This window comes from Sphingopyxis sp. MC1, from assembly GCF_000371385.1.
Lineage (GTDB): Bacteria > Pseudomonadota > Alphaproteobacteria > Sphingomonadales > Sphingomonadaceae > Sphingopyxis > Sphingopyxis terrae.
Map to the genome: position 1 here is coordinate 1 of NZ_AOUN01000017.1, position 21,287 is coordinate 21,287.

Annotated in this window: 17 protein-coding genes and 3 pseudogenes; 13 read left to right on the plus strand and 7 right to left on the minus strand. The window is 63.4% G+C overall.

The window, feature by feature from the left end:
• Positions 1-91: 91 nt before the first annotated feature.
• Positions 92-409: pseudogene (locus EBMC1_RS15580) on the minus strand (ATP-binding protein); the annotation flags it as partial.
• A gap of 5 nt (positions 410-414) precedes the next feature.
• Positions 415-822, minus strand: a pseudogene (locus EBMC1_RS18210) (transposase); the annotation flags it as partial.
• On the opposite strand from EBMC1_RS18210, the pseudogene EBMC1_RS18875 reads away from it, so the two are divergent.
• The 4 genes and pseudogenes from EBMC1_RS18875 to EBMC1_RS15595 form a co-directional block, all read left to right on the plus strand.
• Positions 799-858: pseudogene (locus EBMC1_RS18875) on the plus strand (integrase core domain-containing protein); the annotation flags it as partial. The pseudogenes EBMC1_RS18210 and EBMC1_RS18875 sit on opposite strands and share 24 nt — an antisense overlap.
• The gene (locus tag EBMC1_RS18715) at positions 855-1,100 is read left to right on the plus strand and encodes a hypothetical protein (RefSeq protein WP_040590631.1); all 246 of its coding nucleotides are present in this window, start codon (positions 855-857) and stop codon (positions 1,098-1,100) included. The pseudogene EBMC1_RS18875 and the gene EBMC1_RS18715, both read left to right, overlap by 4 nt.
• Positions 1,101-1,185: 85 nt before the next feature.
• Entirely contained in the window at positions 1,186-3,507 is a 2,322-nt protein-coding gene (locus EBMC1_RS15590) for a TonB-dependent receptor (protein WP_040590633.1), read from the plus strand.
• Positions 3,507-5,198: an SMP-30/gluconolactonase/LRE family protein gene (locus EBMC1_RS15595; protein ID WP_003050585.1), complete on the plus strand. Its 1,692-nt coding sequence runs from the start codon at positions 3,507-3,509 to the stop codon at positions 5,196-5,198. The genes EBMC1_RS15590 and EBMC1_RS15595 overlap by 1 nt, the downstream gene beginning before the upstream one ends.
• 13 nt (positions 5,199-5,211) lie before the next feature.
• Here the strand turns inward: EBMC1_RS15595 and EBMC1_RS15600 are convergent, their stop codons facing one another.
• The 3 genes from EBMC1_RS15600 to EBMC1_RS15610 all read right to left on the minus strand — a co-directional run bounded on the left by EBMC1_RS15600 (position 5,212) and on the right by EBMC1_RS15610 (position 8,828).
• Entirely contained in the window at positions 5,212-6,042 is an 831-nt protein-coding gene (locus EBMC1_RS15600) for an HpcH/HpaI aldolase/citrate lyase family protein (protein ID WP_040590648.1), read from the minus strand.
• A gap of 67 nt (positions 6,043-6,109) precedes the next feature.
• Positions 6,110-7,165, minus strand: a complete 1,056-nt coding sequence (locus tag EBMC1_RS15605) for a quinone oxidoreductase family protein (RefSeq protein ID WP_003050591.1) — start codon at positions 7,163-7,165, stop codon at positions 6,110-6,112.
• On the minus strand, positions 7,155-8,828 hold the full coding sequence (locus EBMC1_RS15610; RefSeq protein ID WP_003050593.1) for an acyl-CoA dehydrogenase family protein: 1,674 nt from the start codon (positions 8,826-8,828) through the stop codon (positions 7,155-7,157). Before EBMC1_RS15610 ends, EBMC1_RS15605 begins: the two co-directional genes overlap by 11 nt.
• A 402-nt stretch (positions 8,829-9,230) precedes the next feature.
• Between EBMC1_RS15610 and EBMC1_RS15615 the strand changes: the two genes are divergently transcribed.
• The 3 genes from EBMC1_RS15615 (at position 9,231) to EBMC1_RS15625 (ending at position 13,676) form a co-directional block, all read left to right on the plus strand.
• On the plus strand, positions 9,231-10,787 hold the full coding sequence (locus EBMC1_RS15615; RefSeq protein ID WP_003050596.1) for a class I adenylate-forming enzyme family protein: 1,557 nt from the start codon (positions 9,231-9,233) through the stop codon (positions 10,785-10,787).
• A gap of 95 nt (positions 10,788-10,882) precedes the next feature.
• Positions 10,883-12,268: an MFS transporter gene (locus EBMC1_RS17980; protein ID WP_081611223.1), complete on the plus strand. Its 1,386-nt coding sequence runs from the start codon at positions 10,883-10,885 to the stop codon at positions 12,266-12,268.
• A complete protein-coding gene (locus EBMC1_RS15625; protein WP_040590641.1) occupies positions 12,258-13,676 on the plus strand; it encodes an MmgE/PrpD family protein in 1,419 nt (472 codons plus the stop codon). Before EBMC1_RS17980 ends, EBMC1_RS15625 begins: the two co-directional genes overlap by 11 nt.
• On the opposite strand, the gene EBMC1_RS18555 is transcribed toward EBMC1_RS15625, so the two are convergent.
• A complete protein-coding gene (locus EBMC1_RS18555) occupies positions 13,677-14,537 on the minus strand; it encodes an SDR family NAD(P)-dependent oxidoreductase (protein WP_003050604.1) in 861 nt (286 codons plus the stop codon).
• Between the two features lie 93 nt (positions 14,538-14,630).
• Between EBMC1_RS18555 and EBMC1_RS18560 the strand changes: the two genes are divergently transcribed.
• Genes EBMC1_RS18560 through EBMC1_RS15660 form a run of 6 tightly spaced genes read left to right on the plus strand, consistent with a single transcriptional unit; the run spans position 14,631 to position 20,940 of the window.
• Positions 14,631-15,497 (plus strand): SMP-30/gluconolactonase/LRE family protein, encoded by an 867-nt coding sequence (locus EBMC1_RS18560; protein WP_196795438.1) that lies wholly within the window; start codon positions 14,631-14,633, stop codon positions 15,495-15,497.
• Between the two features lie 6 nt (positions 15,498-15,503).
• Positions 15,504-16,685, plus strand: coding sequence for a thiolase C-terminal domain-containing protein (locus EBMC1_RS15640; RefSeq protein ID WP_003050610.1), 1,182 nt, complete (start codon positions 15,504-15,506; stop codon positions 16,683-16,685).
• A complete protein-coding gene (locus tag EBMC1_RS15645; protein WP_003050613.1) occupies positions 16,682-17,077 on the plus strand; it encodes a Zn-ribbon domain-containing OB-fold protein in 396 nt (131 codons plus the stop codon). Before EBMC1_RS15640 ends, EBMC1_RS15645 begins: the two co-directional genes overlap by 4 nt.
• The gene (locus EBMC1_RS15650) at positions 17,074-18,237 is read left to right on the plus strand and encodes an acyl-CoA dehydrogenase family protein (protein WP_003050617.1); all 1,164 of its coding nucleotides are present in this window, start codon (positions 17,074-17,076) and stop codon (positions 18,235-18,237) included. Before EBMC1_RS15645 ends, EBMC1_RS15650 begins: the two co-directional genes overlap by 4 nt.
• A gap of 49 nt (positions 18,238-18,286) precedes the next feature.
• The gene (locus EBMC1_RS15655; RefSeq protein WP_003050620.1) at positions 18,287-19,714 is read left to right on the plus strand and encodes an aldehyde dehydrogenase family protein; all 1,428 of its coding nucleotides are present in this window, start codon (positions 18,287-18,289) and stop codon (positions 19,712-19,714) included.
• 14 nt (positions 19,715-19,728) lie between these two features.
• Entirely contained in the window at positions 19,729-20,940 is a 1,212-nt protein-coding gene (locus tag EBMC1_RS15660; protein WP_003050624.1) for a CoA transferase, read from the plus strand.
• Positions 20,941-20,947: 7 nt separating this feature from the next.
• On the opposite strand, the gene EBMC1_RS15665 is transcribed toward EBMC1_RS15660, so the two are convergent.
• Positions 20,948-21,283, minus strand: coding sequence for a YciI family protein (locus tag EBMC1_RS15665; RefSeq protein ID WP_003050627.1), 336 nt, complete (start codon positions 21,281-21,283; stop codon positions 20,948-20,950).
• Between the last annotated feature and the right edge of the window lie 4 nt (positions 21,284-21,287).

Consider the following 21,287-nt stretch of genomic DNA (forward strand, 5'->3'; position numbering starts at 1 on the left):
GCCTTGCGCTGCGTGCGGCGGAGGGCGGGCGTAGCCCGACCGGAGGCGCGCGCAGCGCAAGATAGATTTTTGAAGGCGCCGAAGGTGGCTGTCAGCTGCGGTTTTTGAAGCGCCAGCTGTCGTTGCCCGTCTCGACGATATCGCAGTGGTGGGTGACGCGGTCGAGCAGCGCCGTGGTCATCTTGGGATCGCCGAACACGGTCGGCCATTCGCCGAAGGCGAGGTTCGTGGTGATGATGACGCTGGTCCGCTCATAAAGCTTGCTGATGAGGTGGAACAGCAACTGCCCTCCTGAGCGGGCGAACGGCAGATAACCGAGCTCGTCGAGCACGATCAGGTCGAGCCGCGACAGCTGCGCCGCCAGGGTCCCGCCTTTGCCGATCCGGGTCTCCTCTTCGAGGCGTGTCACCATCGAATCGGAAGCCCCGTAACTTGCTCGGCCAACTGCCGCTGGTATTCCATGCCGCCTTTCGTGGTCGATCAGGCGTCCCGCGCCCCCAATTTACCGTAAGGCTCGATGCCGTACAGTGGGCCTTTAGATAGGTCGCGTCGATCATGGCTGTCTTGCGTTCGGAAGACTGAGGCGCTGCCAGACCTTACATCATCCGAAGGAAATGCCCTTTTCACCCCATCGCTTCCAGCGATTATAAAGCGCCTTTGCGGCCCATAGGTCTCCAGAGCATCCCGTCGGCGCAGCCCAATTCGATTGACGCGGACTATCCCGCTCAACACCCGCCGATCAACTACGCGGGGCTTGCCATGGCTTTTTGGGAAACATGACTCAAGACGTGCCATCTGCTGATCGAAGCTTGGCGGCGGCATTACAACACCGTCCGCCCGCATAGCAGTCTGGGATGCTGACCACCGGCACCGGAAACGGCGACACCGCCATATTCGGCGTCCGGTTCCGCTTCGCTCCACCTCCGTCCGGAGATGGCGATGATCGACCTGACCGCGGCATTGTGATTGTGACCGGCGCAGACGGCGGGCTTGGCCGTGCGCAGGCACTGGTGCTGGCGGCCGCCACGTACAATCCAAAACCGCTATTCGCGCCATCACCCTTCTTTATGAGCGGCCTTGACGACCGCTCACTAGACTAAGCGCGACGAGCGGCGCCACTTTGCCATCTGAGCAAAAAGATAATGGCACTTGGTGATAAACCCGTCTCGCTTTTGGGAGGGTGTGATGAAAGACATGTTTCGCGTTGTAGCGGTTCTGCTTGGAACGTGTAGTGGCCCTGCACTTGCGCAGTCGACTGCGGTGCCGGAAGATGGTGTTGTCGCAGATCAATCGGACGGCCTTCAGGATATCGTCGTAACTGCGCAGAAGCGATCGGAGTCGGTAAACACCGTGCCGCTGTCTATCACCGCGCTGGGCGGCGATGCTCTGGCGCAGAGCGGGGTCCGGCAGACCGAGGATCTGGCAAATGTGGTGCCAGGCCTGAGCTACGCCAATTCCGGCTTCAACAGCCCGGTCTATACGTTGCGCGGCATCGGCTACAACGACGGCTCGCTGCTGGCGAGTCCGACGGTATCGATCTATGTCGACGAGGTTCCGCTACCTTATGCGGCGATGACCAAGGGTGCGCTACTCGACGTGCAGAGGGTCGAAGTGCTGAAGGGGCCGCAAGGAACTCTTTACGGCAGCAACTCGACCGGAGGTGCCATCAATTACATCGCCAATCGGCCGACGACCGATTTGAGTGCCGGTCTGAATGCCGAGTATGGCCGCTTCGGCCTGTTCAGCGCCGACGGCTACGTCAGTGGACCGGTCAGCGACCGCCTGCATGTGCGGGTTTCGGCATCGACCACGCGGGGTGGCGACTGGCAGCGGAGTTTCACCCGCGATGACAAGCGCGGGGCGTCCGACAGGCTGCTTGGCCGCTTTATTGCGGAATGGGAACCGCTGGACACCGTTACGGTCACCTTTGGCGCGAGCGGCTGGTATGACAAATCGGACACGCAAGCGCCCCAGGCGATCGCGCGCGTCATACTCAACCCCGCGAAGGCGACGCCCGAACTTCTCGCAACCCGGTTGCCCCCGATGACGGCGCGCGCTGCGGACTGGAATCCGGGCATGGAATATGCTGCGGATGAGAGCTTCTACCAGTTGTTCGGCAAGGTCCAGGCCGATCTTGGCGGTGGCTTCGCGGCGACGGCGATCACGGCATACTCAAAGTACAAGGTTGATACGTCGAGCGACCGCGACGGCGTGAACATCATCGATCAGGAATATAATTACCTGGGTGATATCGGTTCGTTCTACCAGGAAGTGCGCGGCTCGTACAGCGACGGGGATCTGACAGCCCTTGTCGGTGCGAATTACCGCCACGACACGAGCCATGACGTCAACGTGTTCAACGGACTCCATTCGACCGGCCTGCGCCAGTCGCTGGCCATACCCACCGATGCTATCGTGCCGACCTCGGATCAGAAAGTCGATGCCTTCGGCCTCTTCGGTGATGCCACTGTGCCGATCACCGACTGGCTGAACGTTGCCGCGGGCTTGCGTTATTCGAAAGAGAAGCGGGAATTCACTGGCTGTTCACGCGACAGCGGAAGCGGTCAGCTGGCAAACTACATCAGCAACATCAGCGGTAGCCTGAAAGCTCGGGCCGGTCTTCAACCCAATCCCGGCGCGTTCGTTCCCGGCGGCTGCGTGACGATGAATTCGAACTTCGACCCGGTCCTCAGCAACCTCACGCTGGACGAAGACAATGTTTCGATCAAGGCGGGGATCAACATCCAGCCGGAGCGCGGCAAGCTGTTCTACATCTCGTTCAACCGTGGCTACAAATCGGGCGGCTTTCCCAATCCACCGGCTACGTCGGTGCCGCAGCTTACGCCTGTGAGTCAGGAACGGGTCGACGCCTACGAGGCGGGCTTCAAGCTCTCGCTGTTCGATCGCCTCATGCAGGTGAACGGCGCGGTCTTCCGCTACGATTATGCCGACAAGCAGCTGTTCAGCCGTATCGTCGACGCGACGTTCGGGCCGGTGCGCGCGCTCGTCAACATTCCGCGGTCCCGGGTTAACGGCGCCGAACTGCAGGTCGACATGGCCCCGGCACAGGGGCTGCGGCTCACCCTCGCGGGGACCTATATCGACACCAAAGTTCTCGAAGGCGAGTTCTACAGCCAGACGAACCAACGGCTCAGCCTTGTCGGCCGGCCCTTCAACTTTTCGCCGAAATGGCAGCTGAACGGCAGTTTCAGCTATGAAACGCCGGTTAGCGAGACTCTGATGGGTTTCGCTGGTGGCGACGTCACCTATCGCAGTTCGGCAACGGCGGATTTCAATTCCGGGCCGCTCTTCGATATCAAGCCCTATGCCCTGGTGAACGGGCAAATCGGCGTAAAGTCGCGGGACGATCGCTGGTCGGTCGCGATCTTCGGGCGCAACCTCACCAACACATACTATTACAACACCGCATTCGGCGCTTCGGATTTCATCACGCGGTACACGGGCAAGCCGGTTACATACGGCCTCCGGATCGGGGTGACGTACTGATGTCTCTTGCGAGCCCGCCCTTTGCGGGAACGCAGCAGGGCGGGAAGCGCTTTCCCCCCCGGTTCGATGCGGCGCGCGTGTGGAGCCGATCCGTGCGCGCGTGCGCGGTCCCTGCCATCGCGATCATGGCTGCAAGTTGTGCGGCGGTGCCGCGCTCGGCAATCGAGCTGGAAACCGTCGTCGCGTCGTCCCCGCTGCCTGCGATAAACGGGTTGGCTGCGGGGCCCGACGGACTGATCTATGTCGCCAGCATTGCGCGCCAGTCCATACTGGCCGTGGACCTCGAAGGACAAAGCGCGGCTGCGGTCGTCAGTCCGCCATTGGGAATAGCCGACGATGTCGCGTTTGCGCCTGATGGCTCCATGGTCTTCACCGCAATCGTCGAGGGCGCCGTCAAGCGCCGCAGTGCCGCCGGAACGATCAGCACCATAGCCACCTCGCTTCCCGGAGCCAATTCGCTGGCCTTCTCTCCGGATGGCAAGCACCTCTATGTGGGGCAGGTGTTCTTTGGCGATGGCTTGTCCGAAATCGACCTCGAAGGCAGGATCCCGCCGCGCACGATCGTGACCGACATCGGTGGCCCGAACGCCTTCGCGGTGGGCGATGACGGGATGATCTATGCACCTCTCTTCGTGAAGGGACAGGTTGCGCGGATCGATCCGGCTACGGGTATAGTGACGGCGATCGCAACCGGCTTCGAGCGGCCAAGCAGTGTTCGCATCACGCAGGACGGGCGCCTGCTGGTGATGGACGGGGCGACCGGGCGGCTAGTCATGATGAACCGTGACGGATCGGATCAGCGCGATGTCGCCCGCTTGCCGACCGGCGGGGACAACATGATCATTCGCGAGAATGGCCATGCGCTCGTCACCAACATGCCTGACAGCAGCCTGACTGACATCGACCTTGTCACGGGTCAGCAGACCACCTTGATGGCCGGGGAACTCGGCTTCCCCTTCGCGATCGCGGCGGGCCAGCACCAGGGACGGACCGAAATCTACGTCGCTGGCGGCTTTGCCTTTCACGCGGTCGACGGCCGGACCGGACAGGCTACCGACCTGGCCCGCCCTCTCGTCTCGCCGCTGGAGGCGCCGACGGCAGTGAGCGTGCATGGCGGTCATATCGTGCTCGCCAGCGACCTGCTCAACTGTATCCAGATTTTTGACCGGAGCACGCGCCGGTTCGTGCGCACGATCGACGGGATCGCAGGGCCGGCCAGCGCGATCGAGCGCGACGACGGAACCCTGCTCGCAACCCTGCCGGCATCCGGACAGCTTCTTGGCATCAGCGGGGAGAAGCGCACCGTGCTTGCCAGCGATCTCGATAAGCCGCTCGGTCTTGTGGAGGAAGCTGGCGGCACCGTGCTGGTGACCGAGAGCGGTGGTGGACGACTGGTTCGGATCGACCTCGAAACAGGAACGAAGACGGTTATCGCGCGCGATCTCGGCACGCCGCGGACAGTGGCGATCGCACCGGGCGGGACGATCTACGTGCTCGATACCGCCGGACGTCGCCTGCTCGCACTGGCGCCGGATGCTACGGAAGCACGGGTGGCAAAGGACGATCTGCCGATCGGTCTGCTGATGCAGCCATACGCGCGGTCGGGCGGCCTTGCGATCGGCGGCGATGGATATGCCTATATCGCTTCCGACGTGCGCAACGCGCTCTACCGCATTCGGCTACAAGACTGATGACGGCCGGCCTTCATGGTCGGCCGTCAGCCCCCTCGGCAAGCAGGCGATAGGCGCGGGCGACAATCGGCCGATCGATCATTTCGCCGTCGAGCGATACGGCGCTTCCTGACGCCGCGCGGTCTGCGGCGACAATCCGGCTGGCTCGTTCGAGCTCTTCTTCCGATGCGGTCATAGCCGCTGCCACCGGGGAGAGCTGGGCGGGATGAATGCACAGCTTCGCGCGGAACCCCATCGAACGCGCCGCCCGCGCAGCCATTTCGACCGGCAGGGGATCGTCAAAGCGGACTGTGACGCCGTCAATCGGTGCGGCGATCCCCGCCGCCGTGCTGGCGATGGTCATGGCGAGCCGTACCGGGTCGAGCTGGCGGTCGGATGCCGTAAGGTCGCAATCGAGTGTGAAATCGATGGTCCCGAAGGCGAGGCGCACAATGCCCGGCACAGCCGCGAGCGCATCGATGCCCGTTACGCCGCGCGCCGTCTCGACCAGCGCGACGACCGGTGACAGGCGCGCGACGTCGATGATGGCGTCGCCGGCCTCCGCCTTTGGCACCATCAGTCCCTGCAATGTCGCGATGTGGGCGAGCGCGAGATCCTCGGCAAACCAGGGAGCGTCGATCGCATTGATGCGAACCATCGCCGATCCGCCGGCCTCCAGCCAGCGGCGGACGTCGTCGCGTGCTTGCGCCTTGGCCGGTGCGGGCACGGCATCCTCGAGATCGATGACGACCACATCCGCACCGCTCGCCGCTGCCTTGTCGAAGCGTTCGGGGCGGTTGCCCGGAACGAACAGGAAATGGCGCGCAGCAGCGATGTTTGCGGCATAGGCAGATTTCATCATCATCATCGCTTCCTTGCCGGTGCGGTTTGCGGGGAGACGGCGAGAGAACGGGGGTCGCGATCCCTCACCATCAGACGTGAAGTAGAATTTTCCCGCCGACGCCGCCGCATTCGAGCCTGCGATGCGCATCGGCGGCGGCGTCCAGCGCAACAACATCGGCAATCACGGGCTTCACGGCCCCATCGGCTAGCAACTGGAGGCAATCGGCAAGCTGCGCGCGCGAGCAACTGACCGCGCTCAGCATGTCGATGCCGCTCGTGAAAAGTTGGGCGGTGTTGAACGATACCTGTTCGCCCGAAAGGGCACCGACCATCACCCAGCGGCCACCGCGTGCGACCGAGCGCCGAATGAAGTGGAAAATGTCTGTTCCCACGTTGTCGACCACCATATCGACTCCAGCCCCGGCGGTGGCTTCGCGCACCTGGCGCGAGAAATCGATCCCGTGCGGCGTAACGATCACATCGTGAGCCCCATGATCGCGCGCGACCTTGGCAGCCGTTTCGGAAGACACGGTCGCCAGGACACGCGCACCCATCGCCCGAGCGAGTTGCACCCCATGCCCGCCTTGCGTGCCCGAGGCGCCGGTCACGAGAACGGTTTCACCGGCTTTCAGCCGGCCAACGTCGCGAATGGCATTGAGCTGCGTGCCGATGGCACACGCGGCGATGGCGGCGTGGTCCAGCGAAACATCCGCGGGCACTTTGACCGCGCAGTCCTGCGCCACCGCCACATATTGCGAATATCCGCCATTGAGGTGGGCATCGCCCATGAACTCCTGTGCCTCGCACAGTGTCTCGCGACCGGAACGACATAACCGGCAACGCCCGCAAACCGCACGCCGCTGCGTGGTGCAGATCCGGTCCCCAATCACGAAATCGCTGACCGCGGGGCCGACCCGCTCGACGATCCCCGCAACCTCGTGACCGGGAATGAGCGGCATCTGCACGGCTTTGCGGAACACGCCCTGCCGCACGAGCACGTCGTGATAGCACACGCCGCTACGTTGCACGCGGACCAGCACGTCGTCGGATCGTAATGGCGGTACCGGAACTTGCCTGACCGCCAGCACGCCGGGATCGCCGGCCCGGTCCTGGACAATCGCCTTCATCGTTTCGTCACCCGGCATCGGACAGCAACCTGCGTGAAATGACCTGGGCCTGGATCTCTGCGGCCCCTTCGAATATGTTGAGGATGCGCGCGTCGCACAGGACCCGGCTGATCGGATATTCCAGGGCATAGCCATTGCCGCCGTGGATCTGCAGCGCGTTGTCCGCATTGCTCCAAGCGACACGTGCGGCGAGCAGCTTGGCCATGCCTGCCTCAAGATCGCAGCGGCGGCCACCGTCCTTCTCTCGCGCGGCGCGATATGTAAGGATCCGTGCGATCATCGTTTCGGCGACCATCCAACCTATCTTGGCCGAAACGCGCGGAAAGTCGATGATCGCTTTGCCGAACTGCCGCCTGTCCAGCGCATAACGCAGTCCCAGTTCCAGCGCGTTCTGAGCGACACCTACGGCGCGAGCCGCCGTCTGGATACGCGCCGATTCAAAGGTCATCATCAATTGCTTGAAGCCCTGACCCTCGACCCCGCCCAGGAGGGCCGTTTCCGGAACACGGAAATCGTCGAACACAAGTTCGTATTCCTTCATCCCGCGATAGCCGAGCACCTCGATCTCGCTTCCGACCAGACCATCCACAGGGAACGCATCCTTTGTCGTGCCGCGGGGCTTTTCCGCAAGGAACATCGACAGAGTGCGGTAGCCTTGATCGGCCGGACCGGTACGCGCCAGCACTGTCATCAGGTCGGAGCGGCTGGCATGGGTGATCCAAGTTTTCGCGCCGGTGATCGCAAATCCGCCGCCGTCCGCCTTGCTTGCCCGGGTGGCCAGCGACCCGAGATCCGAGCCGGTGTCGGGCTCCGTGAAGACGGCGGTCGGCAGAATTTCGCCACTGGCGATGCGCGGCAGATAGGCGCTCTTCTGGGCGTCCGTCCCGCCAAGCTGGATGAGCTCGGCCGCGATTTCCGAGCGAGTGCCCAGTGACCCGACGCCGATATATCCGCGTGACAGTTCCTCGCTCACGATCGCCATAGCGATCTTGCCCATGCCCGATCCGCCGAACTCTTCTGGAATCGTCAGGCCGAAAACTCCCATCTCGGCCATTTCTTCGACCAGTTCGATCGGGATCAGCGAATCCGCCTGATGCCAAGCCTGACAATGCGGCTGGACCTTTTCATTCGCGAAACGCCGAAAGCTGGCCCGCACCATGTCCAGCGTGTCATCGATCCCGGCATCGCCAAAATTGCCGCTGTCCAGCCCCTCGGCAGCCGCCTGCGCGAGCCACGTCCGCAGTGCCGGGTCTCGTCCCGCTGCAATTGCCGGAGCGGCGGCGGCGCGGAAGTCGGCCTCAGCCTCCGGGGCAATCCGGAAAGCGTCTATCCGCGCGATCTCGACCTGGCTCATGGCGATCCCGCCCGCCATCTGGGCAAGATATTCCGATGTCGCCACCAATCCGATCGTCCGTTCGATGGCGCCCAGTCGGCCTTCGGATTCAAGACTGCGGGACCATGCGAGCAACTCGCTGAGCGCAAGTTCGTACGTCGCGTACCATGCCAGCGCATGCGTGGCGAACTGTTCACGGTCGGGATCGCCGTCTGCAGTCGCCTGCCGCTGTATGGTGCGGACCGACGAAACCGCGGCGGCCACAAGACGATGGGCGGCTTCAACGCCCTGGACCATCAGGCCGAACGTGCCCGCCCGGGGTGTTTCGGTCAGATCGCCGTGTTGCATGTGGAAACGCTCCATCTCCCGGCATGCTTCACGTGCGAGCAGCCTCTGTCCGCATCGGTTTTAGAGCATGAAGCCGGGCCCGATCATAGGACTTCGGCATCATGGCCATAGCGCGTTGCATCGAACGGGTAGGGGCGGAAAATCTTTCGGATAACATGACGGCATGACCGCGATGGCAAAACGGCATGAAGTTTGTGAGGCGTGTTTGACTAGCGTTCCCCGGGTCGATGCGAAGCGTTGCCCAAACGGGCATTGCAGGATGTTGGCGCCCGAGCGGGGCAAGGCAGCAGCGCTGCTGTTCGAGAATGCGAACAGGGGCGGGATACTCGAAGAATGCCCGCAGGTTACTGAGGATGAAAAGGCGATATGTTCACTCCGCGAAGTCGTACCGTGCCAGGGCTCGTGCACGAACTGGCACAAGAGCACGGCGACCGTCCGGCGCTCTCCTTTGGCGAGACGACGGTCACGTTCGCCAAGTTCGAAGGCATGGCGCGCGACTGCGCAAAGGCGCTGATCGCGGCGGGCGTTGGCAGGGGCGACAAGGTCGGGTTGCTGATGGGCAACCGGATCGAATGGCTTGTGGTGGCGACCGGCGCGCACATGATCGGCGCGACGCTGTGTGCCTTGAACACCTGGTACACAAACCGCGAACTGTCCTATGTGCTTGAGCACAGTGACACTTCTGTTCTCATCATGGCGGCCCGCTTCCTGAAAAAGGATTACGTGCCGTTGATGGAGGAGCTGCAGCCGTGGGATCGCAATTTCCCGCACCTGCGGCAGATCATCGTCTTCGAAGGCGAGCCGGGCGAAGCGATGGCATCGTACGATGATTTCCTGAGCGCCGGGACGCAGGTCGCCGATGCTACCCTCGACAGCGCAATTGCGGCAGTTACGCCCGAAGATGTTGCCTACTTGCTCTACACCTCCGGCTCGACCTCGCGGCCCAAGGGGGTGATGCTGGCGCATCGCGGACTGATCGAAAACATGACCGAGATCGGCGCACGTCTCGGGTTCGACGAAAACGATGCTTTCTTCCTTCCGGTATCGCTGTTCTGGGGCATGGGATGCGAAAACGGGGTGTTCGCGGCCTGGACGCATGCCACCCACATCGTCCTGCAGCATCATTTCGACGCGGATGAGGCGATCCGGCTTATCGACCGGTATCGCTGCACAGCGCTATACGGCACCGCGAACATCCTTCAGGCTATCAGCGAGCATCCGGCGGTAGCGCAGTTCGACATCTCGACCTTGCGCAAGGGCGTGGTCAGCGGCACGCCCGATCAGATCGAAGACGTTCTCACCAATCTTTTGCCGGACGCCTGTCCGCCCTACGGCTTGACGGAAACCTACGGCTTCGTGTCGATGGGCGATCGCAACGACACTGTCGAGCAACGGTCGACGACCCACGGCAAGCCGGTGCCGGGGATGGACGTAATCATCGTCGATCCCGATTCTAGCACCGAAGTTCCGACGGGCGAGGTTGGTGAAGTCTATGTCAAAGGTCGCACAATGGTCGGATATTACAAAGCGCCCGAGCAGACGGCCGACAGTTTTGACGCAAACGGGTATTTCAAGACGGGTGACCTTGGTCGCTTCGATGCGGACGGTTTCTTCCATTTCCGAGGTCGATCCAAGGAAATGTTGAAGACCGGCGGGCTCAATGTATCGCCTCTTGAGGTGGAAGAAGTGCTGATGCAGCATCCCGGAGTTTCCGAAGCGCATGTCACCGGGCTGCCCGACCCTGATCGCGAGCAGATCGTGGCTGCGGTGCTTGTCCCGTCGCCGGGGTCGGAGCTGTCGCTCGACGATGTGCTTGCGCACTGCAAGGTTCAGCTCGCCGCATTCAAGGTTCCGCGGCGGCTGGAAATTTTACGCAGCGAGGATATTCCACTGACCACCACCGGCAAGGTGCACAAACAGCGTCTCGCCGAATTTTTCGCCAAGGCTGAGCAGGAATAGACCCGGAGCTGCGCAGGCTTCCTGCGCAGCGACAGGGCCGACAACACAACGCACAGCGGCGATCGCGCCGACGGTGCCGTCTTAGGGACACGAGGATGATGGAACGAGGCCCGACGGTCACTATCGCGTCGGAAATACCGGTGCCTCAAACCTGGCAGGGACACCGGCGCGCGGGGCGGACCCGGGCGGGCTACGCCATGTTCGTACTCTTCATCGTGAACCTTGTCGGCTACCTTGACCGGCAGGTGCTCAGTCTTCTCGTTCAGCCCATCAAGCAATCGCTGGGCCTTTCGGACGGGATGATCGGATTGGTGCAGGGCGCTGCCTTCGTGATCACTTTCGCGATCGCCGGTCTGATCATTGGGCGGCGCGTGGATCATGGCAATCGCCGCAACCTGCTGCTCTTGTGCATCGCGATCTGGACCGTGGGTGCAGCGGCGGGCGGTTTCGCCCAAGCGGGATGGCAACTGTTCGCGGCGCGTATGGCGGTTGGCGCGGGTGAGGCGGCTCTCGTGCCCTGTGCGATCTCTTTGATCAGCGATTTTTATCCAAGTGAAAAACGCGGGCAGGCGCTGGGCCTGTTCAGCATGGGCATCTACGCAGGCGCCGGTCTTTCCCTGATACTCGTCGGCTTCGCTATGCCGTCGGTAGAGCAATTTTCCTTGGCGCTGGCCGCCCGCGGCATCGCGCTCGAGCCGTGGCGGATCGTGCTCATCTTGCTGCTAGCGCCCGGCCTCGTCGCCTGTCTGGCTCTCGCCACACTGGAAGAACCCGCCCGGCGGGACACTTCCCAAACTTCCGGTGGCAGCGCGCTGGACGGCTTCAGCGGCTGGTGGTCGAGGCGGCGCATCTATATTCCGCACCATGTCGGCTGGGCGATGGCCAATCTCTGCCAATATGCAATCACCGGATGGTTTCCGACCGTTCTCATCCGCGAATATGGCTACGATGCGAAGTCGGCCGGCCTGACCTATGGTGCTCTGATCGTGATCGTCGGGATTGTCGCGGCGGTGTTCGGCGGTCGCTTCTCGGATCGGGCGGTCGGGCGTTTCGGCGCGGTGGGACGGATCGGGAGCGCGAGCGTCTTCATAGCGCTTGCGATAGTCGGATTCTTGCTGATCGGTTCTGGTCACACCGCCAATCTTGCGGTGACGGGTGCGGGCTGCGTCGCGTTCGGGATGGGTGCGATGATGGTGATCGGGCTGACCTCGCTCGCCGATCTCTCGCCGCCGCAGTCGCGTGGGCAGGTATCGGCGATCTTCCTCGTCATCATCACCATCATCGGCACTGCCGGCGGACCAGCGATGGTGGGCTATGGCAATGACTGGTTCGGGGGGCCGGACGTTCCGCTCAGCCGGGTGCTGGCTTGGGTAGGCTGTATCAGCGCATCGGTTTCTATCGGGCTCGTGCTGCTGACCGTCCTGCAGATCAGACGCTCTCCCGATTTCGTCCGTGACGCAAACGAAACTCATGATGATTGAGGTGGCAGACATGGTGGATGGAAGTTTCCTGACCGGTCTGGCGGCAAGCCATGTCCAGGCGCTTGCGCGGGCGCCGGTCGATGATGCGGCCGCGAAGAAGGCGCGCCTGTGTGTCCTCGACCTAGTCGGCTGTGCCATCCGGGCGCGAACCATGCCATGGGCAGGGGCGCTTACCCGCTATGCCGAACTTGAGACCGCGCCGGGGAACTCGGTCAACCTGGCGACGGGAGGCCGAACGTCCGCCAGCGATGCGGCCTTCGCCAACGGCATCCTCGGCCATAGCTTGATACGCGAGGACATGCATGTCGGTAGTGGCAGCCATATCGGGGTTCTCGTCATTCCGGCCATGCTCGCACTGGCGGAGAGAGATGGGCTTTCGGGACATGCCCTTCTGGCGGGGATTGTGGCCGGGTATGAAGTGGCAGCAGCGCTCGGCCAGGCGATCTGGGGAAGCGGTCGCCACAATCGCCATCTGCGGCCGTCGGGCATGACGGGAGCGTTCGGCGTAGCCGCCGGTGCGGCGGCGGCCAGCGGGCTCGATCCACGGCGAACGGCCCATGCTCTCAGCATCGCCGGCAATTTCGCGTGCGGAGTCAACCAATGGGCCTGGTCGGGAGGGCAGGAAATATTCCTTCACGCGGGGATGGCGGCGCAATCGGGCCTGCGGGCACACGACCTCGCCCGTGCCGGGATCGAAGGCTGCCCGGACATCCTTGAAGGGGCCGACGGGCTTTTTGCCGCCTTCGGATGCGGCGAGCGTGCGGGTTCGCTGTTCGCCGAAGCATTCGATCTTTCCAAACCGAGGGCGATCCTGGGCGTGCGGCACAAGCCGGTGTCCGGTTGCAACTTCGTGCAAACGCCGGTGGCCGCGATGGTGCAGACCACGGCGCGCGATGCACTGCATTCGGACCAGGTCGAACGCATCGTCCTCGATACCTTTACCGAGGCGCGTGTCTATCCCGGCTGCGATCACGCCGGCCCCTTCACCAGCGTTCAGCAATCCAAGATGAGCCTGCAGTTCGCGATCTGCGCTGCGCTGGTTCACGAACAGCTGGACGAGACGGCCTACGCCGATTTCGATCATCCGGAGATGCAGCGTCTTCTGCCGCAGGTCGAAATCGGGATCGACCCTGAATTCGAGGCTGCGTTTCCGGGCAGGCAGGGCGCGCGCGTGACCTTGCATCTTACCGACGGGACCACGCGGGCGACAACGATCGACGATGTGCCGTGGCTCGATGACGAAGCAGTTCTGGCGCGGTTCCGCAGGGAAATCGGCGAAAGCGGTGATGCAGCGATGGCAGACCGTTTCGTCGATGCGCTCGCCGACATTGGCGGCCCGGGCGATTGCCGCGCGTTGTTTGCGGCGCTTGCCGATCTTGGGGGCACGCCGCCTGTTATTCGCGACTAGCTAGAGCCCGGAGATCAGGCCCCCGTCGACTTCAAGCACGGTGCCGTTGAGGAAGGACCCGCTCCGCGATCCAAGATAGAGCACCGCGCCGGCCAGGTCCGCTTCGGTGCCAAGGCGCGGAACGGTCTGGTCGCGGACCAGCGCATCGCCATGGCGCGCGACGTAATCGCGGTTCATGTCAGTCTCGAACCAGCCGGGCTGGATCGCGTTCACTCTGATGCGATGCGCGGCAAGCGCCCGCGCCAGGACGCGGACCAGATGGGTCGTAGCGGCTTTCGAGACATTGTACGCGACTGAAGAAGACGCCGCAGTGCGGGCCCGCGCCGACGTGACCATGATGACGCTCGACCAGTCCTGACCATCGCGTTCGAGTAGCGGCATGAGCGCCTGCGTGAGGAAGAAGGGTGCGCGGGTATTGAGGTCGAATACCTTGTCCCAGCCTGCTTCCGGGAAGTCGGCTGCGGGGGCGACCCAGCTCGTCCCCGCATTGTGGACCAGAATGTCGAGCCGTTGCTCCCGGCTTGCCAGTTCGCGGTGCAATCCGTCCATGCCCGCACGTTGCGAGACGTCGGCGGGGATCGCCACGCAGTCGGCAGCGGCGGACGCAGCGGCCAGCTTGCTCTCATCGCGGCCGCAGAGATATACTTTCGCGCCGTTCGCGCGCAGCGCCCGCGCCAGCATCAGCCCGATCCCACTGCCGCCGCCGGTTATCAGCGCGACCTTTCCCGAGACGTCAAACAGCCGGGCGGCCAGCAGATCCTCTGTCACCATGCGTTGCAATCCTGTCCCGGCCGCCTCGCCGGTGTTTGAACCGCTATGATCGCCGCTGAGGCCTGCGCCGCCGCAATACCCGGTCGCCATCGCGGTGATAGCCGTTTGGCATTGGCTGGAAGCCGCGCAAATCCGGATCACGGTACAGATATGACATATACAAACGGGAGCGGAGAGCAGACGATGCAACGCATTACGTCTGACGTGGACGAACTGGGAGAATGTCCGACCTGGGAACCGCGCGAACAGCGCTTCTACTGGCTGGATGTGGTCGGAAAGACGCTGCAATCGTGCCGCCCTGACGGGTCCGATCGCACCTCGCGCAAGTTCGATGATTATCCCGGCAGCTTTGCGCCGAGAACTGGCGGTGGCCATCTTGTCGCGTTCCGCAAGGGGCTCGTTCTTCTGGGCCCCGACGGTGCGGAGGAGCGGCGCGTTGAACCCGGCGTCGTCGACTTCGCCAAGGAGCGTTTCAATGACGGCAAGGCGGACAGTCGCGGTCGCTTTTTCGTGGGCGCGATGGACCGGAGGCTGAAGAACCCGGTTGGCGGGCTGTTCCGGGTCGATCCCGACCTGACCGTCACCAAGGTTAGCGATGGCTACGGCATATCCAACGGCATCGCCTGGAGCCCGGACGACGGGACCATGTACCATTGCGATTCCGATCCGCCTCACGTCTATGCCTATGACTTCGATGTGGAGACCGGCGCTGTGGCCAATCGCCGCATCTTTGCCACCTTCACCGAAGCGCAAGGGCATCCCGATGGCTGTGCGATGGACAGCGAGGGCTTCCTTTGGGTGGCGGCTCCGGGGTCGGGATGCATCCGCCGTCTCGATCCCGAAGGGCGCGAAGCCGAGATACTGGAAACGCCGGTCCGCTTTCCCAGTTCGATCGCCTTCGGCGACGATGACCTCAAGACGCTCTACATCACCACGCTGCAGCCACATGAGAAGACGCCCGAGGGCGGCGCATCGCCTGGTGTCGATGGCTGCGTTTTCAAGACTCGCGTCGATGTGGCGGGCCTGCCCGTCGGCTTGTTCAAGGGGTAAGATGCCATGACCTTCGACTTGCGCGGCCAGGCCGCGATCGTGGGCGTCGGTTCGAGCGCCTTTGCACGCAGGCTTCCGGACAGCGCCTCTTCGCTTGCCGCCGCGGCCTTGCGCGGGGCGCTCGACGATGCCGGCCTCCACCGCGATGACGTGGACGGCATGATCACCCACATGGGTACGCCGCTCGGCGTCGATTACGATCAGTTCGCGGCTTATGCCGGGCTCAACTTGCGTTATGCCGCGCAATTCTGGCTTCACGGCCGCTTCGTCACGCTCTCGCTCCAGACGGCGGCGATGGCGATTGCCTGCGGCATGGCCGATACGGTGGCTTGCGTGACGTCGGTCAAGTTCCTGTCGGTGCGTGGCGCGCTCGGTGGTGAAGGCGACCATGAGGGATTGCGCGAAGGTGGCGGTTCGCATGGCGAAGACCCCGCCTTCGGCCTGACCAGTCCGGGTGGCGGGGCTGCGCTGTTTGCGCAGCGCTACATGCACGAATATGGCGTGGGCACGGAAATCCTGCGCGACGTCGTCATGTCTTCTCGCGCGCATGCGGCGCTCAACCCGGCGGCGATCCGGCGAGAACCGTTCGATTGGGAGGCATACGCCAACGAACCTGGCTTCATCGATCCCCTGCGCCGGGCCGACTGCGCACAGATCAACGATGCGGCGATCGTCCTGATCCTCACCAGCGCAGATCGCGCCCGCGATTTGGCCAAATCGCCGGTCTACGTGCGGGGCATGCAGGGAATTCGCGGCGGGCCCGACGAGTTCATCTTTGCTCCCCGCGGCTTCGGCATTGCGCAGCAGGGCGTTACCGACTGGCCTGCCGAGAAAGGTCCACGGCAAGCCTTTGAGATGGCCGGTGTCAGCAACGCGGACATCGACGGGTTCGGTACTTACGACGCATTCTCGCCGCTGGTGATTGGGGCGCTTGAGAGGCACCGCTATTGCGATCCCGGCAGCGCACATCGCTTCATCGCAGACGGCCAGATCGCCCCGGGCGGCAGCCTGCCGGTCAACACCTCGGGTGGTCTCCTTTCCGAAGCGCATGTCGGCGGCTGGAACACCATCGCGGAAATGGTGCGTCAGATGCGCGGCGAGGCAGGGGAGCGGCAGATGCCACGCGCCGACCTGATGCATTGGGGCACCATGTGGGGTGACTCCGTCATTCTGGGGAACGAAGCATGAGCGTGAAACCGCAGATGTCGCCAGACAGCCAGCCCTATTGGGATGGATTTGAGGAGGGACGGGTGCGCCTGCCGGAATGCACGGCGTGCGGTCATGTCCACCTCCCACCGGGTCCGGTTTGCCCCAAATGCTTCGGGCCGGACCTGCGCTGGATCGACGCCAGCGGCAAGGGCACGATCAGCACTTTCGTCGTCGTACGTCGCGCATATTTCCCGGATTTCGAGCCGCCCTATCCGGTGGTTCAGGCCCAGCTCGCAGAGGGGCCTCGCATGACCGGACTCATGAATGCGGCCGATATCGACCGGCTCGTGATCGGCGCCCGCGTTGAGATCGACTTCGCGCGCGCTCCCAACGGCATGACCTTACCTTATTTCAGGCTAATTGACGCATGATCGTAATCCCTGACCAGTCCTACCCCGAAATCCGCGAATCCGTCCGCCGCCTGTGCGAAGACTATCCGGGTCCCTACTGGCAGTCGCTCGATTCGGATCGTCGCTATCCGACCGAGTTCGTCGACGCGATCACCCAGGCCGGCTTTCTTTCGGCCCTGATCCCCGAGGAATACGGCGGAAGCGGCCTTGGCCTTTCCGCCGCAGCCGCCATTCTGGAGGAAGTCCAGCGCAGCGGCTGCAACGGCGGCGCGGCCCACGCGCAGATGTATACGATGGGCACGGTCCTGCGCCACGGAAACGAGATGCAGAAGCAGAGCTATCTGCCGCGCATCGCCAGCGGCGAGCTGCGTTTGCAGGCGTTTGGCGTCACCGAACCTACAGCCGGCACCGACACGACACGCATCTCCACCTTCGCCCGGCGCGAAGGTGATCGCTACATCGTCAACGGACAGAAGATCTGGATCAGCCGCGCCGAGCACAGCGACCTGATGGTCCTTCTGGTGCGCACGACCGCGCGCGAAGATTGTGCCAAGCCTTCACAGGGCATGAGCGTGTTGCTCGTCGATCTGCGCGAGGCGGTGGGCAACGGTCTCACCATACGCCCGATCCGCACCATGCTGAACCACGCGACAACCGAACTGTTCTTTGACGATCTCGAAGTTCCGGTGGAAAATCTCATCGGTGAGGAGGGCAAGGGCTTTGGATATATCCTTGACGGGATGAATGCCGAACGTATCCTGATCGCCGCCGAATGCATCGGTGACGGTCGTTTCTTCATCGACAGGGCAAGCGACTATGCCGCCTCGCGAACCGTTTTCGGTCGGCCCATTGCGGTGAACCAGGGCGTGCAATTCCCGATCGCGCGGGCGCAGGTTCAGGTGACGGCCGCCAACCTTATGGTTGAAGATGCGGCCCGGCGGTTCGAGGCGGGGCTGGAGTGCGGCACGCAGGCCAACATGGCCAAGCTCGTCGCTTCGGAGGCCAGTTGGTTCGCGGCCGATACCTGCCTGCAGACCCACGGCGGATTCGGCTTTGCGGAAGAATACGACATCGAGCGCAAGTTCCGCGAGGCGCGACTCTACCAGGTGGCGCCCATTTCGACCAACCTGATCCTGAGCCATGTCGCGACACATACGCTGGGCCTGCCAAAATCCTTTTGATGCGGTCGAAGCCGCGCTGTCAGCATAAACATAATGGGGAGAGAAGATGATGCGTGACTACACCCGGTTTTTCATCGACGGACAATGGGTCGATCCGGTCGGCCGCGAAACCCTCGACGTCATCAATCCCGCGACCGAGCAGGTGGCGGGCCGCATCGCCCTTGGTACGGCAGACGACGTGGACAAGGCTGTTGCCGCCGCACGCAGGGCCTTTGCCGGTTTCGGCCGCACGACCCGCGAAGAGCGCATGGCTCTGCTCGAATGCGTCATCGCGTCGGTGCAGCAGCGGATTGGCGATCTCGCTGCCGCTGTGACTGAGGAAATGGGGGCGCCTGGCTGGCTGGCTGAGCAGATGCAGGCCTTCCTTGGCGTGGTTCATATGCAGACAGCGCTCGAAGCCTTGCGAAGCTATGAATTCGAAAAGACCGAGGGCACGACGTTGATCGTGCACGAGCCCATCGGTGTGGTCGGCATGATTACGCCATGGAACTGGCCGATCAACCAGATCGCTGCAAAAGTCGCACCGGCGCTCGCCACCGGCTGCACGATGGTGCTGAAGCCTTCCGAAGTGGCCCCTTTCTCGGCGCACATATGGGCCGAGATCATGGCTGATGCGGGCGTACCGGCTGGCGTCTTCAACCTGGTCGATGGAACCGGCCCGGTGGTCGGCGAGGCGATCAGCGCGCATCCCCAGGTCGACATGGTATCCTTCACCGGCTCGACCCGTGCTGGGATCGAGGTGGCCCGTTCGGCGGCGGTCACGGTCAAGCGCGTGACGCAGGAACTGGGCGGAAAGTCCGCCAACATCCTTTTGCCCGGAACGGATCTGGACAAGGCCATTCCGAACGCGATCAAGGGCATCATGCTGAATTCGGGCCAGACCTGTTCGGCGCTTACCCGCCTGATCGTTCCGCGCGCGGAACTGGACGCAATCTGTGCCATCGCTGCCGAAGCGGCCGGCGCTATCCGGGTGGGCGCTCCCGCCAGCGGAGCCGAGATGGGTCCGTTGGCCTCCGGCGCGCATTTCGACAAGGTGCAATCCCTGATCGAGCGCGGCGTGGCGGAGGGTGCCAAACTCGTCACCGGTGGGCCTGGTCGTCCCGATGGGCTGGACACGGGCTATTACGCGCAGCTGACAGTATTCTGCGATGTCACGCCCGAAATGACCATCGCGCGCGAGGAAATCTTCGGTCCCGTCCTCGTCATCATCGCTTACGACACCGTCGATGAAGCCATCGCCATCGCCAATGACAGCCCATACGGCCTTGCCGGCGGCGTGCGGGGACCCGATCCGGTTGAAACGTGCAACATCGCCCGGCAATTGCGCACCGGGCAGGTCATGATCAACGATGCCGATCTCGATTTCAACGCGCCATTTGGCGGCTACAAGCAGTCGGGCAACGGGCGTGAATGGGGCGGCCACGGGTTTGCCGACTTCCTGGAGACCAAGGCGCTCGTCGGCGCAGCCGCGGCCTGAGGTCACTTCGCACCATGTACGATCTTCTCAAGGGCATCCGCATCGTCGAGGGCGCCTCGTTCGTCGCGGCTCCGCTCGGCGCGCTCCATATGCAGCAGATGGGGGCCGAGGTGATCCGCTTCGATCCCATCGGTGGCGGACCGGATTTCACCCGCTGGCCGCGCGCGGACAACGGGGCCAGTTTCTATTGGGAAGGGTTGAACAAGGGCAAGAAGTCGGTCGCGATCGACCTCCGGTCCGAGGAGGGACGCGAACTGGCGCAGGCGCTCGCCGCCTCGGTCGGGCGCCTGATCAGCAACTATCCGGCGCGCGGTTTCCTCTCGCACGACGAACTGACGAAGCGGCGGACGGATATGCTGACCGTGCGCGTCATGGGTTGGGCCGATGGCGGGAATGCGCTCGACTACACGGTCAATGCCGCGCTGGGTGTGCCGCTGATGACCGGACCCATCGATCTCGGTCCGGACGAACCGGTGAATCACATGCTTCCAGCCTGGGACCTCGCGGCGGGACTCTATGCCGCTTTTGCGCTTCTCGCGGCGGAGCGGGCCCGCGAGGCGGACGGCCAAGGGCGCGAAATCCGCGTTGCGCTGGGCGATATTGCGATCTCTTCGCTCGCCGCGCTGGGCTTGCTTGCCGAAGGAGAAGTGCTGGGAACCGATCGCCCGCGTTTCGGGAACGACCTGTACGGCGCGTTCGGCCGCAATTTCCGCACCGCCGACGATCGTCAACTCATGATAACCGCGATCAGCCCCCGGCAGTGGAGCGGATTGCTGAAGGCGCTGGGCATCGAATCGCAGGTCTCAGCCATCGAAGCTGAAACGGGGGTGAGCTTTGCAAGCGACGAGGGGCTTCGCTTCGTTCACCGGGATCGGCTGAATCCGATCGTGGCCGATGCGATTGCGGTGCGTACTTATGCCGATCTCGCCCGTGCCTTTGACGAGAGCGGCGTAACCTGGGCCCCCTACCGCAAGTTGAGCGAGGCGGTGAGAGAGGATGCGCGGGTTGCGGACAATCCGATGCTTTCGGCCGTATCGCACCTGACCGGGGCCACGTACCTTACAGCGGGCGCGGCAGGGACGATACCCGGTGAGGTTCGGGGCAGCCCTTTGCGCGCGCCACGTCTCGGCGAGCATAGTGAAGAGGTGCTCGCCGAGGTGATGGGTATCGGTAGTGGGACCATCGCCGACCTGATCGACCGGCGCGTCATCGGCGTATCGCGCTAAGGAAGTCCTAGCCCTCAGCCTCGATCTGCGCGACGAAGGCGTCGGCCCTGCCTGAGGCAAATTCGGACCATATGCCGAACAGCGGATCCCATTCGACGATGTCGAGGGATACGATCAGGTCGTGAATGACGAAGGGGTCCTTGGCCAGTAGCGCGTCGAGTTCGGCCCGGTCTTCCACCTGGAAGATGATCATGCCCGACCGCAGCTTGCTCCCGATCGGCGGTCCCGAAGCCTTGATCTTGTCCTGCTTCACGAGATCGAGAATCCACCGCAGGTGATCAAGCAAGTGCGTATCCCACCCGTCGCCATCGGGATGGGTCATGGTCACAACGAAAAAGGTCATGATG

What these genes read in the sequence shown, in the direction of transcription:
- EBMC1_RS15605 (WP_003050591.1), bottom strand. Translation starts at nt 7,165, where the DNA reads ATGCCGGGTGACGAAACGATGAAGGCGATTGTCCAGGACCGGGCCGGC.
- EBMC1_RS15665 (WP_003050627.1), bottom strand. Translation starts at nt 21,283, where the DNA reads ATGACCTTTTTCGTTGTGACCATGACCCATCCCGATGGCGACGGGTGG.
- EBMC1_RS15595 (WP_003050585.1), top strand. Translation starts at nt 3,507, where the DNA reads ATGTCTCTTGCGAGCCCGCCCTTTGCGGGAACGCAGCAGGGCGGGAAG.
- EBMC1_RS18715 (WP_040590631.1), top strand. Translation starts at nt 855, where the DNA reads ATGCTGACCACCGGCACCGGAAACGGCGACACCGCCATATTCGGCGTC.
- EBMC1_RS15645 (WP_003050613.1), top strand. Translation starts at nt 16,682, where the DNA reads ATGAGCGTGAAACCGCAGATGTCGCCAGACAGCCAGCCCTATTGGGAT.
- EBMC1_RS15590 (WP_040590633.1), top strand. Translation starts at nt 1,186, where the DNA reads ATGAAAGACATGTTTCGCGTTGTAGCGGTTCTGCTTGGAACGTGTAGT.
- EBMC1_RS15600 (WP_040590648.1), bottom strand. Translation starts at nt 6,042, where the DNA reads ATGATGATGAAATCTGCCTATGCCGCAAACATCGCTGCTGCGCGCCAT.
- EBMC1_RS18560 (WP_196795438.1), top strand. Translation starts at nt 14,631, where the DNA reads ATGCAACGCATTACGTCTGACGTGGACGAACTGGGAGAATGTCCGACC.
- EBMC1_RS15625 (WP_040590641.1), top strand. Translation starts at nt 12,258, where the DNA reads ATGATGATTGAGGTGGCAGACATGGTGGATGGAAGTTTCCTGACCGGT.
- EBMC1_RS15660 (WP_003050624.1), top strand. Translation starts at nt 19,729, where the DNA reads ATGTACGATCTTCTCAAGGGCATCCGCATCGTCGAGGGCGCCTCGTTC.
- EBMC1_RS15655 (WP_003050620.1), top strand. Translation starts at nt 18,287, where the DNA reads ATGCGTGACTACACCCGGTTTTTCATCGACGGACAATGGGTCGATCCG.
- EBMC1_RS15640 (WP_003050610.1), top strand. Translation starts at nt 15,504, where the DNA reads ATGACCTTCGACTTGCGCGGCCAGGCCGCGATCGTGGGCGTCGGTTCG.
- EBMC1_RS15610 (WP_003050593.1), bottom strand. Translation starts at nt 8,828, where the DNA reads ATGCAACACGGCGATCTGACCGAAACACCCCGGGCGGGCACGTTCGGC.
- EBMC1_RS17980 (WP_081611223.1), top strand. Translation starts at nt 10,883, where the DNA reads ATGATGGAACGAGGCCCGACGGTCACTATCGCGTCGGAAATACCGGTG.
- EBMC1_RS15650 (WP_003050617.1), top strand. Translation starts at nt 17,074, where the DNA reads ATGATCGTAATCCCTGACCAGTCCTACCCCGAAATCCGCGAATCCGTC.
- EBMC1_RS18555 (WP_003050604.1), bottom strand. Translation starts at nt 14,537, where the DNA reads ATGGCGACCGGGTATTGCGGCGGCGCAGGCCTCAGCGGCGATCATAGC.